This is a genomic window from Actinoplanes sp. CA-131856, assembly GCF_050956135.1.
GTDB lineage: Bacteria > Actinomycetota > Actinomycetes > Mycobacteriales > Micromonosporaceae > Actinoplanes.
In genome coordinates, this window is the sequence record NZ_CP191849.1 from 1,182,303 (window position 1) to 1,197,013 (window position 14,711).

A 14,711-nucleotide genomic window follows, 5' to 3' on the forward strand; every position below is an offset into this window, starting at 1 on the left:
GATTCGGCTATGATTGCTCGGCACCACGGGGAACGCTCCCGTGCGCGATGGTGGTCGTAGCTCAGCTGGTAGAGCACCGGGTTGTGGTCCCGGGGGTCGCGGGTTCAAGTCCCGTCGATCACCCCATCGAAGGTCAACGCAAGAGGGCCGGTCCGCTGTGCGGGCCGGCCCTCTTGCGTTCGGCCGGGGCCCCTCGCCCCGGCCGAACGTCCCCTCGCGAAGAACGCTTCTAGTTGCCGATGTTCGCCTGCGGGCCGGCGTACGTCTTGAGCAGGCTGGGCACGTCCGCCGCCGGGTCCAGCGAGTACGCGTAGTAGCTGCTGGGCGTGAAGGCGGAACCGTTCGTCTGCTGCTTGCCGGAACTGTTGACGACGATGCTGCCGCTCTGCTTGAGCTGGGCGGCGGAAGTGTCGTTGTAGTACGGGTTCTTCACGTTGTCGAAGTAGCTGTTCTCCAGCACGAGCTTGCTGGCGCCGCGCGAGAGATTGCCGTACGACGTGATGTTCTGCAGGTAGTTGTTGTAGAGGTGGGCCAGGGCGACATTGTCGACGCTGGGATTGCGCTGATTGGTGTCGTGGATCCAGTTGTGGTGGATCGTCATCCGCGCCGTCACGTTGTCGGTCCAGCCGATGCCGAACGCCTTGTTGTTGCTGGACAGCACGTTCCACGAGACGGTCAGATAGCTGGTGTCCTTGCGGCTGTCGATCGAGCCGTCGTTCATCCGCGTGATGGTGTTGTGGTCGATCCAGATGTGGTCGGCCGTGTCCATCTGGATGCCGTCGTAGTCGTACACCTTGTCGTCGGGGTCGTCGTCCGGCATCGCGGTGTCACGGATGGTGAGGTTGCGGATGATGACGTTGCGTACGCCCGTGCCGAGGAAGAAGCCGCCGCCGACGATGTGACCGCTCGTGCCGACGCCCACGATCGTCTTGTTCGACTGCACCTTGAGCTCGGTGCCCTTCGGCGTGATGGTGATGGCCCCGTTGACCTTGATGACGTACGGGGTGGTCGCCGTGACGTACTTCTGGAGGTCGGCCATGGTGGTGACGGTGACGGTCGGCCCGGCCGCGCCGCCCGTGGTGCCGCCGCCGGTCGAGGCGAATCCGTCCGGTGTGGACGGCCAGGTGCGGCCACCGCTGCTCACCGGCTCGAAGGCCCACTGTTTGTTGGAGTTGGCGGTGCATGTCTCCTGGATGATCGCGGCGCCGCTCGCTGTCGACGCGTCCTTGTCGCTGATACACAGACCATTGCCGACATTAGATATCTGGAATGTATTGGAACCGCTGGAAGTCAACTTCCACTGCTGGTTCGTCTGGCCACTGGCGCAGCCCCACTGCTGCAGCTGTACGCCGCTGGCGGTACTCGCTCCGGGAACGTCGATACATTTGCCGCTGCTGACGTTCTGGAGCAGATAGTTGCTGCCGGCCGCGACCAGCTTGAACTGCTGCCAGGCGGCGCCGGCCGTGCAGCCCCACTGCTGGAGCAGAGCGCCGTTGGCGCTGGACGCGCTGGGCACGTCGATGCATTTGCCGCTCTTGGTGACCTTCAGTTGATAGGTGCCGCCGGTCGCGGGGAGAGCGGCCGCTTCGGACGGCAACACCGAGATGCCGATGAGGACAACGGGTGCGAGCGCCGCGGCGTACCAAATTGGCTTTTTCATGATTTTCCCTCTCACCCGACCGGGTTCCAGCCGTCGCTGCCGGCCAGATATCTCTGCGGGGTGTAATTGGCGGCCTGCGAGTCGCTGAGCTGCGGCCGGTTGCTGTTGACGGTGGCGCCGGAACCGGTGTTCCTGTATTCGAGGAACCGGGCGTTCTGCCATGTGTTGCCGGACATGTCGGTCCAGGGCTGTGCGGTCCTGATCGTGGCGCTGAGGTTCGACTCGCGATAGAGGACCTGCGCGTTCGGGCGCCACGGCCGGCCGAGCTGGGTCACGTTGTTGGCGGCGCCGGTGATTGTGCACTGGTAGAAGAGCAGGCCGTACGTCTTGGCGGCGTCGGTGCTGGCCGCGGTGATCGGGCCGCCGCTGGAGCGCTTCTCGTGGATGGTGCTGCCGTGGAAGACGGTCGTCGCGCCGCCGAAGATGAAGTCGACGGTGCCCTCGACGTACGAGTTCTTGACGTACGACCGGTTGTTGTTGACCAGGAACGTGTCCTGGTTGCCGAGGAAACGCACGTTGGTGAAGACCGAGCGGTCGGCGTTGAGGTTGACCGCTACCGCCTGGCTGCCCTCGCCGTAGTCGTTGGAGAAGGTCAGGTTGGTCGCGGCGAAGTCGTGGCCGTCGAGGAAGGCGGTCGCGCTGCCCGAGGTGCCGTAGCCGCCGGCGCTGCTGTGGTTGTTGACGATCACGGTCTGGCTCGCGCTGCCGCCCAGGCCCTGCAGGGTGACGTACGGCTTGTTGGACGGGACCGTGACGATCTCGCGGTAGGTGCCGGCCTTGATCGTGATCACGCGGCGGGTCGTGTTGTTGGCGGGAACGGCGTCGATGGCGGCCTGGACTGTCGTGTACTGGCCGGTGCCGTCCTTGGCCACGGTCGCGGCCTGCGTGCTGCCCTGTGCGACGAAGGCCCACTGCTTGTTGGAGTTGGCGGTGCACGTCTCCTGGATGATCGCGGCGCCGCTCGCCGTCGACGCGTCCTTGTCGCTGATACACAGACCATTGCCGACATTAGATATCTGGAATGTATTCGAACCACTGGAAGTCAACTTCCACTGCTGGTTCGCCTGGCCACTGGCGCAACCCCACTGCTGCAGCTGTACGCCGCTGGCGGTACTCGCTCCGGGAACGTCGATACATTTGCCGCTGCTGACGTTCTGGAGCAGATAGTTGCTGCCGGCCGCGACCAGCTTGAACTGCTGCCAGGCGGCGCCGTCGGTGCAACCCCACTGCTGGAGCAGAGCGCCGTTGGCCGACGATGCGCCGGGCACGTCGACGCACTTGGCGCTCTTGGTGACCTTGAGCTGATAGACGCCGCCGACGGCGGGGAGGGTGGCCGCCGCCGACGGCAGCACGCTGTAGGCGATCGCGGCGGTGGGGACGACGACCGCGAGGGCGGCCATGACGAGACGCCTCATCACTGTCCTCTCACATTTCGGGAGCGCTCCCATTCGGTTACGCTGCGCTGTCACCGCGTCGGGGGTCGCGGCGCCCTGGTAGATGCTCGTGTCGCCCCGCGACAACGAAAACCCGGTGAAATTCTTCGGTGGACGATCGCTAGCTGCCGTGTCACGATCGGCCGAGCTCTTCACCTTTTCGACGATCTTCTATATGAGTGCGGGAGGCGCGATGACGCAGAGTAAGATCGCGCCCCTGTGTCGTCGCGTCCAGGAGGCGCAGGCCGGCTCGCTCGCGGCCCGCGACGCGCTGATCGCCGAGCACCTGCCGCTGATCTACAACATCGTCGGGCGGGCCCTGGACGGCCACCCCGACGTCGACGACCTCGTGCAGGACACGATGCTGCGGGCCATCCGCGGGCTGCCGTCGCTGCGCGAGCCCTCCCGCTTCCGGTCGTGGCTGGTCGCGATCGCGTACCGGCAGATCCAGATGCACTTCCGCGCCTCACGGGTGAGCCGGCTGCGGCGCCTTCCCGACCAGGTCGAGGTGCCGGTCGGCGACTTCGCCGAGCGCGCGACGGCCGAGCTGGTCGTGGCCGAGCAGCGCCGCGAGCTGATCGAGGCGTCCCGCTGGCTCGACGACGGCGACCGGCGCCTGCTCGGTCTGTGGTGGCAGGAGGCGGCCGGCGAGCTGACCCGCTCGGAGCTGGCGGCGGCCCTCGACGTGGCACCCAAGCACGCGGCCGTGCGGGTGCAGCGCATGAAGGCCCAGCTCGACGCGGCCCGCTCGGTGGTCCGGGCGCTGCGGGCGCGCCCGCGCTGCGAGGTGTTGCAGGACCAACTTCGCCGGTGGAACGGCGTCGCCGATCCACTGTGGCGTAAGCGATTGGTGCGGCACGTGCGGGACTGCCCGCGGTGCGTGCTCGGCCGGCACGGCCTGGTCGCGCCGGAGGAGCTGCTGCTCGGCATCGCCGCGCTGCCGGTGCCGGCCGCGGTCGCCGCCGCGGTGTCGTCGGCGCCGGCGGGGATGGTGTCGGCGCCGACCGCGTTCGCCGGGATGCTGCCCAAGGTCGCGGCCGTCACGGCGACCGCCGCGGCCGTGGCCGGGGGCGGGTTCGTCTACGCGGTCTATGAGACGCCCTCCTCCGCCCCGCCGGCCGCCGTCGCGCCGCCGTCCGCCGCGGTGCGGCCCTCCGCTCCCGGGGTGGTGATCCGCAGCCGTACGCCCACTGCCTCGCCCACCGCCCTGCCGGTCGCCGGGCTCGGGGTGCAGCGCGCGGACGTCTTCGTGGCACCGAACGGGTCGGATGCCGGCGACGGGTCACTGGCCAGGCCGTACGCCTCGATCCAGAAGGCCGTTTCGGCGGCGCGGACCGGGCAGACGATCGCGCTGCGCGGGGGCACCTATCGTCTCTCGTCCGGCGTCACCGTCAAGTCGGCCGCCACCGGGGTCACGCTGAGCAACTACCGCGACGAGCAACCGGTGATCGACGCGTCGGCCCTGCCCGCTTCCGTGTGGGCGGTGACGCAACAGACGGCCGGCTGGACGGTCCAGGGCCTCTCGGTGGTCAACTCGGCCGGTCACGCGTACGTCTGCCGCTCGTGCCGCTCGACCGTCTTCCGCCGCTTGATCATGCGCGACAACGCCCGGTCCGGACTGCTGCTGCGCGACCCCGGCACCACCGGCAACCAGGTCCTCGACAGTGACTTCACCGGCGGTGGGGGCATCGGCCTGGGCTTCATGTTCGGCGACGGCACCGGCAACCGCGTCCGGGGCAACCGGTTCGCCGGCAACGCGGCGTCGGGTCTGGACCTCAACTTCGCCACCCCGGTCACCGTCGAATACAACTGGTCGTACGACAACGGAGGCAACGGCTTCGTCCTGACCGGCGCGGCACACAGCCTCCGTCACAACGCCGCCTGGACCAACGAGAACCACGGTTTCACCGACGACGCGGGCCGGATCAGCGGCCTGACGCTGACCAACAACACGGCCTACGACAACGGCGGTTCCGGTTTCGCCCTTCCCGGCGGCCCCGCGACGTTGCGGTCGAACGCCGCCGTCGACAACGGGATCGAGCCGGCCGGCCTGGCCCCCGGCGCCGCCGAGAGCCGCAACAGCTGGCAGGAGGACGACTGGTCGGCCGAGCGCTTCCGCTCCACCGACCCGGCGACGGCCGAGGCCCCCCGCCCACCCGGCGGCACCCTCCCGAAGACGGCCTTCCTGGTGACCGGCAACGGGGTGGGCGCCTCCATGGGCGGCTGACCGGTTCTATGCGCCGTGGTAGAAGAAGCGGCCCAGGCCGATCGTGAAGATCGTGATGCCGTAGAGGGCGTGTTCCACCGAGACCACCAGCAGCGACCCGGTCCGCTGGTAGCGGCGGGCGAACAGCCAGCCGCCGGCCAGGGTGGCGACGACCGCCAGGACGTTGCCGAAGAGCAGGTGGACGAAGCCGAAGGCCACCGCGCTGGCCGCCGGGCCGCCGAAGGGGTAGCGGTGCATCAGGAAGCCGCGATAGAGCAGCTCCTGCGGATAGACCGAGAGCAGCGGATAGCCGACGCAGATGGCCAGCCAGAGCCATGGTTGCTCACGCGGCAGCGCGAACAACTCGGAAGGGTCGAAAACCGCGACGGCGAGAACCGCGAGCAGTGACACCACCGCCCACAGCGCCAGTACCCGCGGCAGAGAAGAGCGCAGCGCCGACGCCGTCAGGAAGGGCAGGCCGCAGCGTCGCATGTAGACGATCACGAGGGCGGCCGCGATCAACAGCACCGGGATCGGGCCACCGGGCACGTCCAGCACGATGTACAGGCCGGCGACGCCGTAGAACAGCAGCAGATATTCGGCGATTCGGCTCATCACCGGCGACGCTAGGCGGCCCAGGTGTCGGGCGGGTGGACTCAGCGTGGCAGAAGCTGGTGCAGCGCCCCGATGAGATGTTCCGTCTGGAACGGCTTGTGCAGCAGCGGTGCGTCCGCCGGCAGTTCCTGGCCGCCCGGGGCCGGGCCGCTCGTATATCCCGACATGAACAGCACCGGCAGGTCGGGACGGGTGCGGCGCAGCTCCGCGGCCAGCTGGGTGCCCGACATGCCGGGCATGATGACGTCGCTGAGCAGCGCGTCGAACGTCAGGTTGTCCTCGCGGCACATGCGCAGCGCCTCGAGCGGATCGCCCGCCGCGTGCACCACGTAGCCGGCCTTGCGCAGGATGCGGCAGACGATGTCGCGCACGCCGTCCTCGTCCTCGACCACCAGGATGCTGCGGCCCTGACCCGAGCCCGCGGCCGGGCGGGAGATCAGCGTGGCCGCCGGCGCCGTCACCTCGGCCGGTGGCAGGCAGACCCGTACGGTCGTGCCCTCGCCGGGCGCCGACTCCAGGCCGATCGTTCCGCCGGCGTCGGCCACCACCCCGTACGCCGTGGCCAGACCCAGTCCCGTGCCCTTGCCCCGGCCCTTGGTGGTGAAGAACGGCTCGAACGCGCGGGCCGCCACCTCGGGCGGCATGCCGCTGCCGGTGTCGGTGATGGTCAGGCAGACGTGGCCGGTGTCGCGGTCGACGCCGGTGGCGATGGTGAGCCGGCCGCCCGACGGCATGGCCGCGCGCGAGTTCATGACCGCGTTCATCATGACCTGTTCCAGTTTGCTGCGGTCCATGGTGATCGGCGGCAGGTCGAGCGAGAGCGTCGTCCGCAGCTCGATGTCCTCGCCCAGCGTGCGGCCGAGCAGGCGCTGCATGTCGGTGGCGACCGCGTTCAGGTCGAGGGTCTCGGGTCGGGACGGCTCGAGACGGCTGAAGATCAGCAGTTGCCGGGTCAGGCCGCTGCCGCGCGCCGCCGCCTGCTCGATCGCCTGCGAGTCGGGGTGCAGCGGATGGTCGGGGCCGAGCTCCTCGGAGAGCATCGCGGCGTAGCCGGAGATCACGGCCAGGATGTTGTTGAAGTCGTGCGCGATGCCGCCGGCGAGCTGCCCGAGCGAGTCGAGCCGTTCGGCCTGGCGCAGTTGCTGCTCCATCTCGGCGCGCTCCTGCTCGGCCCGCACCCGCTTGCTGATGTCGCGCATGATGCCCTCGACCGCGATGGGCTGCCCGTCGGCGTCGGTGACCGCGCTGGCCCGCTGCTCGATCCAGGCCACCCGGCCGTCGTGACAATGCCAGCGCATGGTCAGGGTGCCCGGCTGGGCCGAGCGCCACGACTGCTCCAGCGCGTGCCGGTCCTCGGGGTCGACCAGCCGGAAGATCAACGCCGGGTCGGCGTAGAAGTCCTCGGGCGGGTGGCCGGTGATCTGCTCGACGGCCGGGCTGAGATATTCCATGGCCGGCGCCGGATGCAGGCGGAACCGGAAGATGATGTCGTGGGCGTGCTCGGCCAGCAGCCGGAACCGTTCCTCGCTCTCGCGCAGGGCGGCCTCGGCGTGGCGGTGCTGGCGGCGCTCGGCGGCCTCGGTCAGCTCGCGCTGCACGGCCGGCGCGAGCCGGGCCAGCCGGTCCTTGAGCACGAAGTCGCGGGCCCCGGCCCGCATGAGCGAGGCCGCCGTCTCCTCGCCGATCTGCCCCGACACCAGCAGGAACGGGATCTCCAGGTCGTGCTCGCGGACCTGGTCGAGCACGTCCTCGGCGCGGACACCGGGCATGTTGTAGTCGCAGATGACGATGTCGGGGGTCTGCTCGGCCAGCGCCGCCGCCACACCCTCGGCGGTCTCGGCGCGGGTGGTGGTGACCTGGAGGCCGGCCTTGTGCAGGCCCCGGGCCACCAGCAGGGCGTCGTCCTCGCTGTCGTCGACGACCAGCACGTGGATCATCGGATCGTCCATCCGTCCGGTGCCGGGGCGAGGCTGAACGAGAAGGCCGCGCCCTCACCCGGCTCGCCCGCGGCGCAGATCTGGCCGCCGTGCCGGGTGACGATGCGGTGCACGATGGCCAAGCCGATGCCGGTGCCCTCGAACTCGCTCTGCGCGTGCAGGCGCTGGAACGGGTCGAACATCTTGTGCGCGTGCCGCATCTCGAAGCCGGCGCCGTTGTCGCGGACGGTGAAGACGGCGACGTCGTCCTTCAGGGAGACCGACATCGTGATGCGCGGCTCGGGCTCGTACGAGGTGAATTTGTAGGCGTTGCCGAGCAGATTCTGCAGCACGAGCCGGATCAGGTGCGGATCGCCCATCGCCTCCAGCCCGTCCGGGATGTCGAAGACGGCCGTGCGCACCGGGTCGGAGGCGACCAGCTCCTCGGCCACCTCGCGGGCCAGGGCGCTCAGGTCCGTGCGCTCCCGGCGCAGCTCGCTGCGGGTGGCGCGGGACAGATGCAGCAGGTCGTCGATCATCTGGGCCATGCGCTCGGCGTTGGCCTGGATGCGCGAGAGATAGCGCTGCCCCTCGGCGTCGAGCACCCCGGCGTAGTCCTCGAGAAGCACCTGGCTGAAGCCCTCGAGGGACCGCAGCGGCGCGCGCAGATCGTGCGAGACCGAGTACGCGAACGCGTCCAGCTCCCGGGTCGACGCCTCCAGCTGGGCCGTGCGCTGCTCGACCCGCTGTTCGAGCTCCTCGTTGAGTAGGCGCACCTCCTCCTCGGCCCGCTTGCGCTCGGTGATGTCGGTCGAGATGCCGCAGACCGCGTACGCCTTGCCCTCGCTGTCGGCCAGGGGGAACTTCACCGTGATGTAGGTGTGCAGGCCGTCGTCGCCGGGCGCCTGCTCCTCGACCTGCACGGGCTCGCCGCGGGCGAACGCCTCGAGGTCGTTGTGGCGGAACTCGTCGGCCAGCGGCTCGGGGAACAGGTCGTGGTCGGTCAGACCGACGATGTCCTCGCGGCGCAGCCGGAACAGCCGCTCGTACTCCCGGTTGACCAGGAGATAGCGCCCGTCGGCGTCGCGCATGTAGATCACGGCCGAGGTGTGGTCGATGAGGGCCATGAGCTGCTCGGGGCCCACCTCGACCAGGGGCCGAGTGCCCATCGTGACCTCTTTCATCCCACCTGCGCGACGGAAACCGACGCTACCCGCGAGGCCGGTATCCGGGGGGCTTTTATGGCTTTTTGAAGGCCGGACAGCAGATGGTCCTGCCGGGCGCGGGTGAGCCGTTCCAGGAACGTCTCGTTCATCCCGGTCGTCCCGCTGCGGTTGGAGACCAGCGGGCGGTCGCCGAGGCCGTTCGCGTCGCGCTGCCGCTGCGGCTTGAACAGGAACTTCTTGCTCAACATCAGATGAGCCCCGGCGGCCCGGGCGTGCTCGGTCAGCAGCCGGTACCAGTCGGCCAGCGCCGGATGCCGCCCGAGCAGCCGGTCGAGGTCGGCCGGCTCGGCCACGGCCAGGTCGTCGGCGTCGACGTCGATCGCGGTCAGCAGCCTCTCCGGCAGCGTCGGCTGCGTCATCAGGTCGTCCAGCACGGCCCGTTCGCCGTCGAGCAGGGCCGGGTAGATCCGCCGCACGTGCCGGTCGTAGTCGGGGATCGCGATGCCGAGCAGGAAGTCACGCTTGAGCGCCTCCGGGTCCAGCGCGCCGCTGGGCGGGATGTCGTCCTCGGCCCAGTGCACCGCGAACTGCCGGAACACGTCCATGAAGAACTCCGGCGGCATGCTCGCCTCCGGCGGCCGGGACGCGAAGTCGAGGAACAGCTGGCGCAGGGCGGTCAGCAGCTCGGTGGCCAGCCGTACGCGTCCGACGGCGTCCTCGCAGACGAGCCCGGCCCCGTCGCGGGTCAGCGGGTCGAGCACCTCGTTCACCGCCAGCTCCAGGGCCTCGCCCTGCTTGACCAGCAGGAAGAACCGCTCCTCGCTGCCGGTGCCGGTGTAGCTGCGGATGCGCCCGTCGTCGAAGACCCCCGGCAGCTCGGCCAGGCACTCGTCGCCGCGGTGCACCCGCAGGGTGCCCACGTTCCAGCGGACCAGCGAGGCATAGCTGTCCCGGCCGCAGTGTCCGCATCCGGTGTGTGTGGCCAGGGCGGCGAAGTAGTCGCGGAACGGCATGTCCCCGACCAGCAGTCCGTCGAAGGCCCGCTCCGGGTGGTGCCGCCCGTTCGGCGTCCACTCCTGGTAGTGCCGTGACACCGAGGCGCCGACGAAACCGAGCCGGACCACGAGCCGCTGCGCCTCGCGGGCGTCGAGCCGGCCGACCGCCGGCAGACGCGGGAGCAGGACCTCGCGGGTCTGCTCGGCCAGCAGCCCGGGCGGAGCGTCGCCGCCGATGATGGCCCGGTTGAGGCGGGGCACCTCATCGTCCAGCCAAGCGTCGATCATGTTCTTTCTTTTCGACGTGATACCGCAATTCCTTAACCCCGAGATGCGCTTCGGCGACGATTCGGCGACCATGGCGGTTCAACCAGGGAATATCGATAACTCTGGATGGTGGCTCATGGATGAGACGTTCCGGATCGTGACCGACCCCGTGTCCGATTCCGTCGCGATCTCCGCGATCTTCGCGGCCCTGCCCCTGCTCACCCTGTTCGTCCTGCTCGGCGTGCTGCGCATGAGAGCCTGGCTGGCCGGCGTGATCTCGCTGGTGGTGGCGCTCGTGGTCGCCGTCGCGATCTACGCCATGCCGGTCGGGCAGGCGCTGCTGTCGGCGAGCGAGGGTGCGGCGTTCGGCTTCTTCCCGATCCTGTGGATCGTCATCAACGCCATCTGGGTCTACAACCTGACCGTGGCCAGCGGCCACTTCGACGTGCTGCGCCGCTCGATGGAACGGGTCAGCCCCGACATGCGCATCCAGGCCGTGATCGTGGCGTTCTGCTTCGGCGCCCTGCTCGAGGCGCTGGCCGGCTTCGGCACGCCGGTCGCGGTGACCGTGGTGATGCTGATGGCGCTGGGCTTCCGGCCGATCAAGGCGGCGGCGGTCGCGCTGATCGCCAACACGGCGCCGGTCGCCTTCGGCGCCCTGGCCACACCCATCACCACGCTGGGTACGGTCACCTCGGGCGCCGCCGACGATCCGAGGCTCAACGCCGACACGCTCGGTGCGATGGTGGGCCGCCAGACCCCCGTGCTCGCCGTGGTCGTGCCTCTGGTCCTCGTCGCGGTGATCGACGGCCGCCGGGGCGTGAAGCAGACGTGGCCGGCCGCCGTGATCGCCGGTGTGGTCTTCGCGCTGGCCCAGTTCGTCGCGTCGAACTACATCTCGGTGCCGCTGACCGACATCATCGCGTCGCTGGTGGCCGCGGCCGCCGTGATCCTTCTGCTGCGGGTGTGGCGGCCGGTGGAGTCACCGGTGTTGTCGCGGTCCGGCGGCACGGGATCGGGGGAGGTCGTCGAGGACCGCCGCGACAGCAATGCCGAGGTCGTGCGCGCCTACGCGCCGTACATCATCATCATCGTCATTTTCGCCATCGCGAACCTGGGGCCGATCAAGGACGCGCTGGCCCAGTCGCCGTGGACGGTGAAGTTCGCCTGGCCGGGGCTGCACGTGCTCGGCGAGAACGGTCAGCCGCTCGCCTCGACCACGTTCACCTTCGGCTGGCTGCCGGCCGCCGGAACGCTGATGATCCTGGCCGGCGTCCTGACCGCCGTGGTCCTTCGCGTGCGCCCCGGTCGCGCCGTCAAGGCGTACGGGCAAACGTATGTCGAACTGCGCCATGCCATCGTCACGGTGATGGCCGTGCTCGCCCTGGCCTATGTGCTCAACCAGTCGGGGCAGACGAACACCCTGGGCGAGTTCCTGGCCGGCGCGGGCACCTTCTTCGTGTTCCTGTCGTCCATCCTGGGCTGGATCGGCGTCGCCGTGACCGGATCCGACACGTCGGCCAACGCGCTGTTCGGCGCGCTCCAGGTGCAGACGGCGGCCGATGCCGGCCTCGACCCGGTGCTGCTGGCCGCGGCCAACTCGTCGGGCGGCGTCCTCGGCAAGATGATCAGCCCGCAGAACCTGGCCATCGCCGCGGCCGCCGTCGGCATGGCCGGCAAGGAGGGCGACATCTTCCGCCGGGTCGTCGGCTGGAGCGTGATCCTGCTGCTGGTCATGTGCGTGCTGGTCACCCTGCAGGCCACGCCGGTGCTGGACTGGATGGTGCCGTCGTCGGTATGACGCCGACGTTATAGATTGACATGTATTGATTTGCGGTGCGAGGGTCTGACTGCCAAAAGCAGAAAGGAACACCCATGCGCGTACGCCGTGCCCTCGCTCTCGCCGCCGCCGCGGTCGCCGCCGCGACCGGAGTCCTGGCCGGGCCCGCCTCGCCCGCCCAGGCGGTCGCCGCGACCACGCTCGCCAACACCATCGCCCTGAGCAACTGCTCCGCCTCGCTGGTCCGCTATCCCAGCTCAGTGAGCAGCGACCGGGCGATGATGCTCACCAACGGCCACTGCTACGAGGGCGGTTTCCTCAGTGCCGGCCAGGTGCTGGTCAACCGCACCAGCAGCCGCTCCGGCACGCTGCTCAACAGCTCCGGCGGATCGCTCGGCACGGTCCGGGCCGACCGGGTCCTGTACGCCACGATGACCGGCACCGACGTCACGCTCTACCGCCTCACCAGCACCTACGCCACGCTCCAGTCCCGATACGGCGCCACCGCGCTGACCATCGCGAGCGCCAAGCCCGCGGTCGGCGCGAGCATCGCGATCCCGTCCAGCTACTGGAAGCGGATCTGGAACTGCAAGGTCGACGGCTTCGTGGGCCAGCTCCGCGAGGGTGAGTGGACCTGGAAGGACTCGATCCGGTACGACGCCGCGTGCGACACGATCCACGGCACGTCGGGCTCGCCGATCGTGAGCGCCTCCAGCGGCCAGGTCGTCGGCATCAACAACACCGGCAACGACGACGGCGAGATGTGCACGCTGAACAACCCGTGCGAGGTGAACGCCGACGGCACCACCACGGCGGTGCAGGGGCAGAGCTACGGCCAGGAGACGTACTGGTTCACGACCTGCCTCACATCGGCCCGCACGATCGACCTGAACAAAGCCGGTTGTCTGCTGACCAAGCCTTAGTCGGCATTCTTTTCGGGCCCGGGCCGCTTTCGGTGGCGGCTCGGGTATCGTTTTCCCGTTTCCTTCAGAAGGGCGGGATGGTCATGATGCGTCGAGAGATGCCCGGCGGCGAGGGCGGGAACTAGGCGGTCACCGCCGCTGTCAGCACGGCCACCAGCAGCGCTGACAACGACAGGGAGATGGCCAGCAACCAGGTTGGCGTCAACGTCTCCGAAAGCGTGCTCGGCGCGGCGAAAATGGCGCGGAAAATGCTGCCTCCTTCGCCGCCCGGCCCATTATGGGAACGCCTGTTCGATAAACGTCTCATCGCTGTGACCCCTGTCAATTCAGACCCTCGGCAAGGATGCGACGGGCGCCATTGAGATCACAAGCGGTGCCACGTGAATATCTTGGCCCGCCAGAGGGCCCGCTCGACAATCACCGCTGCGAGTGATGTGCCGGGATGCCTGTTTAGGCATCATGGGTAGACCCCCTTCCGCGCGGAAGAGGGGTCACGGGGGAGCACATCCGCCATGTCAGCAACGCAGAAGCTGCTCCAAGGGCTCGTCGGCTTCGTGGCGCTGGTGATCGGCCTCGGCGCGGGCGTCGCCCAGCTCGCCGACTGGTCCAGCGGAGTCGGCCGGACGATCCTGACCGGCGCCGGGATCGCCTCGCTGCTCTACCTCATCGTGCGTTTCTCGCTGCTCTACTACGTCAAGCGGGGCGGCCAGCTGCGCCAGGAGCTCGCGGCCGTGCAGGTCGCCCACCGCCGCTACGTCGAGGCCATCGACCGGATCATCGACCAGGAAGGCCCGATCTACGCCGAGAGCCTCGAACTGACCGTCACCGTGGGCGCCGACGACGCCGGCGACACGATCGTCGAGAGCCGGCGCACCGTGCCGCGGCCCCGGGTCACGCAGCGGGCCGTCCGCCCGATCGTCCCCGACGGCGACGACCGGATCATCGGCCTCGACGACATCGGCCTGACCTGCTCGCTGGAGCGGATCACCGGCACCATCACCGTGCTGCCGCTGGCCCGCAGCGGCAAGCCCCGCGTCTGGCTGGTCTTCGACCCGGGCCTGACCGAGCCGTTCAGCTGGACCATCACCTATCGGCCGGCCGGCCTGTGGGCTCCGTTGCGCCGGCGCGGCTACGACCACCTGATCTGGAACGACCGCCTGCCGGCGGGGGCGGGAAACCACTCCGTGCTCACCGAACTCGTCGTCCGTTTCGTCTTCCCGCCCAGCGAAAAGGCGCCCAGCGTCGACGAGCGGCACGGCTTCGGCGCCGGCAGCGCGCCCACCCGCGATCACCCGGGCGGCCCGTGGCGGATCGTCTGGCGTGACGGCGCCCCGGCCGGGCGCCGCTACGAGTGGGACCTGGCGCAGAGCGTCGCGCCGCGGGCGCCCGCTCAGGCCACGCAGAACTCGTTGCCCTCCGGATCGAGCATGACCACGTGACTCAGCTCCGGCCCGTACCGATGGTCGCGCACGGCCGTCGCCCCGGCCGCCTCGAGCTCGGCCACCTTGGCCCGGATGGCCGGTGAACCGACCCGGACGTCGACGTGCATCCGGTTCTTGGCCGTCTTGGGCTCCGGCACCCGCAGGAAGCTCATCGCGGGCCGGTGCCCCTCCGGATCCACGATCGAGGCCCCGTCCGGCTCGTCGTAACCCGGCTCGGGCACATATCCGAGAGCCAGCGCCCAGAAGGCGGCCAGCCGGTGCGGATCCGTCGCGTCGCAGCCGAGCGTCCACAGCGTCGTCATGACACC

The 14,711-nt window shown here is 69.4% G+C and carries 12 protein-coding genes and 1 tRNA gene; 5 read left to right on the top strand and 8 right to left on the bottom strand.

The genetic code is table 11. The annotated features are described in order from the left end of the window. Positions 1–50 precede the first annotated feature (50 nt). Positions 51–126 (top strand) — tRNA-His (locus tag ACQP2X_RS05760). A 103-nt stretch (positions 127–229) separates the two neighbouring features. Here ACQP2X_RS05760 and ACQP2X_RS05765 read toward each other — a convergent pair. Together ACQP2X_RS05765 and ACQP2X_RS05770 are read right to left on the bottom strand one after the other, a co-directional pair. After that, a complete protein-coding gene (locus ACQP2X_RS05765; protein WP_498694856.1) occupies positions 230–1,660 on the bottom strand; it encodes an RICIN domain-containing protein in 1,431 nt (476 codons plus the stop codon). A gap of 11 nt (positions 1,661–1,671) precedes the next feature. Beyond that, positions 1,672–3,075 carry a pectinesterase family protein gene (locus ACQP2X_RS05770; protein ID WP_498694858.1) on the bottom strand — a complete coding sequence of 468 codons (1,404 nt, stop codon included), beginning with the start codon at positions 3,073–3,075 and terminating at the stop codon, positions 1,672–1,674. Between the two features lie 211 nt (positions 3,076–3,286). Between ACQP2X_RS05770 and ACQP2X_RS05775 the strand changes: the two genes are divergently transcribed. Continuing rightward, positions 3,287–5,320 (top strand): sigma-70 family RNA polymerase sigma factor, encoded by a 2,034-nt coding sequence (locus tag ACQP2X_RS05775; protein WP_498694859.1) that lies wholly within the window; start codon positions 3,287–3,289, stop codon positions 5,318–5,320. Positions 5,321–5,326: 6 nt separating this feature from the next. Here ACQP2X_RS05775 and ACQP2X_RS05780 read toward each other — a convergent pair whose 3' ends face one another. Genes ACQP2X_RS05780 through ACQP2X_RS05795 form a run of 4 tightly spaced genes read right to left on the bottom strand, consistent with a single transcriptional unit; the run spans position 5,327 to position 10,279 of the window. Then, entirely contained in the window at positions 5,327–5,914 is a 588-nt protein-coding gene (locus tag ACQP2X_RS05780) for a CPBP family intramembrane glutamic endopeptidase (RefSeq protein WP_498694860.1), read from the bottom strand. A gap of 41 nt (positions 5,915–5,955) precedes the next feature. Then, entirely contained in the window at positions 5,956–7,851 is a 1,896-nt protein-coding gene (locus tag ACQP2X_RS05785) for a PAS domain-containing hybrid sensor histidine kinase/response regulator family protein (protein ID WP_498694861.1), read from the bottom strand. Further along, complete coding sequence (locus ACQP2X_RS05790) at positions 7,848–8,999, bottom strand: sensor histidine kinase (protein ID WP_498694863.1); 1,152 nt, start codon at positions 8,997–8,999, stop codon at positions 7,848–7,850. The genes ACQP2X_RS05785 and ACQP2X_RS05790 overlap by 4 nt, the downstream gene beginning before the upstream one ends. Before the next feature lie 11 nt (positions 9,000–9,010). Continuing rightward, complete coding sequence (locus ACQP2X_RS05795) at positions 9,011–10,279, bottom strand: hypothetical protein (RefSeq protein ID WP_498694865.1); 1,269 nt, start codon at positions 10,277–10,279, stop codon at positions 9,011–9,013. A 115-nt stretch (positions 10,280–10,394) separates the two neighbouring features. Here ACQP2X_RS05795 and ACQP2X_RS05800 point away from each other — a divergent pair, with 115 nt between their 5' ends. Together ACQP2X_RS05800 and ACQP2X_RS05805 are read left to right on the top strand one after the other, a co-directional pair. Continuing rightward, positions 10,395–12,059, top strand: coding sequence for an L-lactate permease (locus ACQP2X_RS05800; RefSeq protein ID WP_498694866.1), 1,665 nt, complete (start codon positions 10,395–10,397; stop codon positions 12,057–12,059). Positions 12,060–12,133: 74 nt separating this feature from the next. After that, positions 12,134–12,961, top strand: coding sequence for a S1 family peptidase (locus ACQP2X_RS05805; protein WP_498694867.1), 828 nt, complete (start codon positions 12,134–12,136; stop codon positions 12,959–12,961). 121 nt (positions 12,962–13,082) lie between these two features. Here the strand turns inward: ACQP2X_RS05805 and ACQP2X_RS05810 are convergent, their stop codons facing one another. Continuing rightward, complete coding sequence (locus tag ACQP2X_RS05810) at positions 13,083–13,268, bottom strand: hypothetical protein (protein WP_498694869.1); 186 nt, start codon at positions 13,266–13,268, stop codon at positions 13,083–13,085. 205 nt (positions 13,269–13,473) lie between these two features. On the opposite strand from ACQP2X_RS05810, the gene ACQP2X_RS05815 reads away from it, so the two are divergent. Beyond that, complete coding sequence (locus ACQP2X_RS05815; protein WP_498694871.1) at positions 13,474–14,400, top strand: hypothetical protein; 927 nt, start codon at positions 13,474–13,476, stop codon at positions 14,398–14,400. On the opposite strand, the gene ACQP2X_RS05820 is transcribed toward ACQP2X_RS05815, so the two are convergent. Beyond that, the gene (locus ACQP2X_RS05820) at positions 14,352–14,705 is read right to left on the bottom strand and encodes a VOC family protein (RefSeq protein ID WP_498694872.1); all 354 of its coding nucleotides are present in this window, start codon (positions 14,703–14,705) and stop codon (positions 14,352–14,354) included. The genes ACQP2X_RS05815 and ACQP2X_RS05820 overlap by 49 nt on opposite strands. Positions 14,706–14,711: the final 6 nt, after the last annotated feature.

What these genes read in the sequence shown, in the direction of transcription:
- ACQP2X_RS05765 (WP_498694856.1), bottom strand. Translation starts at nt 1,660, where the DNA reads ATGAAAAAGCCAATTTGGTACGCCGCGGCGCTCGCACCCGTTGTCCTC.
- ACQP2X_RS05770 (WP_498694858.1), bottom strand. Translation starts at nt 3,075, where the DNA reads ATGAGGCGTCTCGTCATGGCCGCCCTCGCGGTCGTCGTCCCCACCGCC.
- ACQP2X_RS05775 (WP_498694859.1), top strand. Translation starts at nt 3,287, where the DNA reads ATGACGCAGAGTAAGATCGCGCCCCTGTGTCGTCGCGTCCAGGAGGCG.
- ACQP2X_RS05780 (WP_498694860.1), bottom strand. Translation starts at nt 5,914, where the DNA reads ATGAGCCGAATCGCCGAATATCTGCTGCTGTTCTACGGCGTCGCCGGC.
- ACQP2X_RS05785 (WP_498694861.1), bottom strand. Translation starts at nt 7,851, where the DNA reads ATGATCCACGTGCTGGTCGTCGACGACAGCGAGGACGACGCCCTGCTG.
- ACQP2X_RS05790 (WP_498694863.1), bottom strand. Translation starts at nt 8,999, where the DNA reads ATGGGCACTCGGCCCCTGGTCGAGGTGGGCCCCGAGCAGCTCATGGCC.
- ACQP2X_RS05795 (WP_498694865.1), bottom strand. Translation starts at nt 10,279, where the DNA reads ATGATCGACGCTTGGCTGGACGATGAGGTGCCCCGCCTCAACCGGGCC.
- ACQP2X_RS05800 (WP_498694866.1), top strand. Translation starts at nt 10,395, where the DNA reads ATGGATGAGACGTTCCGGATCGTGACCGACCCCGTGTCCGATTCCGTC.
- ACQP2X_RS05805 (WP_498694867.1), top strand. Translation starts at nt 12,134, where the DNA reads ATGCGCGTACGCCGTGCCCTCGCTCTCGCCGCCGCCGCGGTCGCCGCC.
- ACQP2X_RS05810 (WP_498694869.1), bottom strand. Translation starts at nt 13,268, where the DNA reads ATGAGACGTTTATCGAACAGGCGTTCCCATAATGGGCCGGGCGGCGAA.
- ACQP2X_RS05815 (WP_498694871.1), top strand. Translation starts at nt 13,474, where the DNA reads ATGTCAGCAACGCAGAAGCTGCTCCAAGGGCTCGTCGGCTTCGTGGCG.
- ACQP2X_RS05820 (WP_498694872.1), bottom strand. Translation starts at nt 14,705, where the DNA reads ATGACGACGCTGTGGACGCTCGGCTGCGACGCGACGGATCCGCACCGG.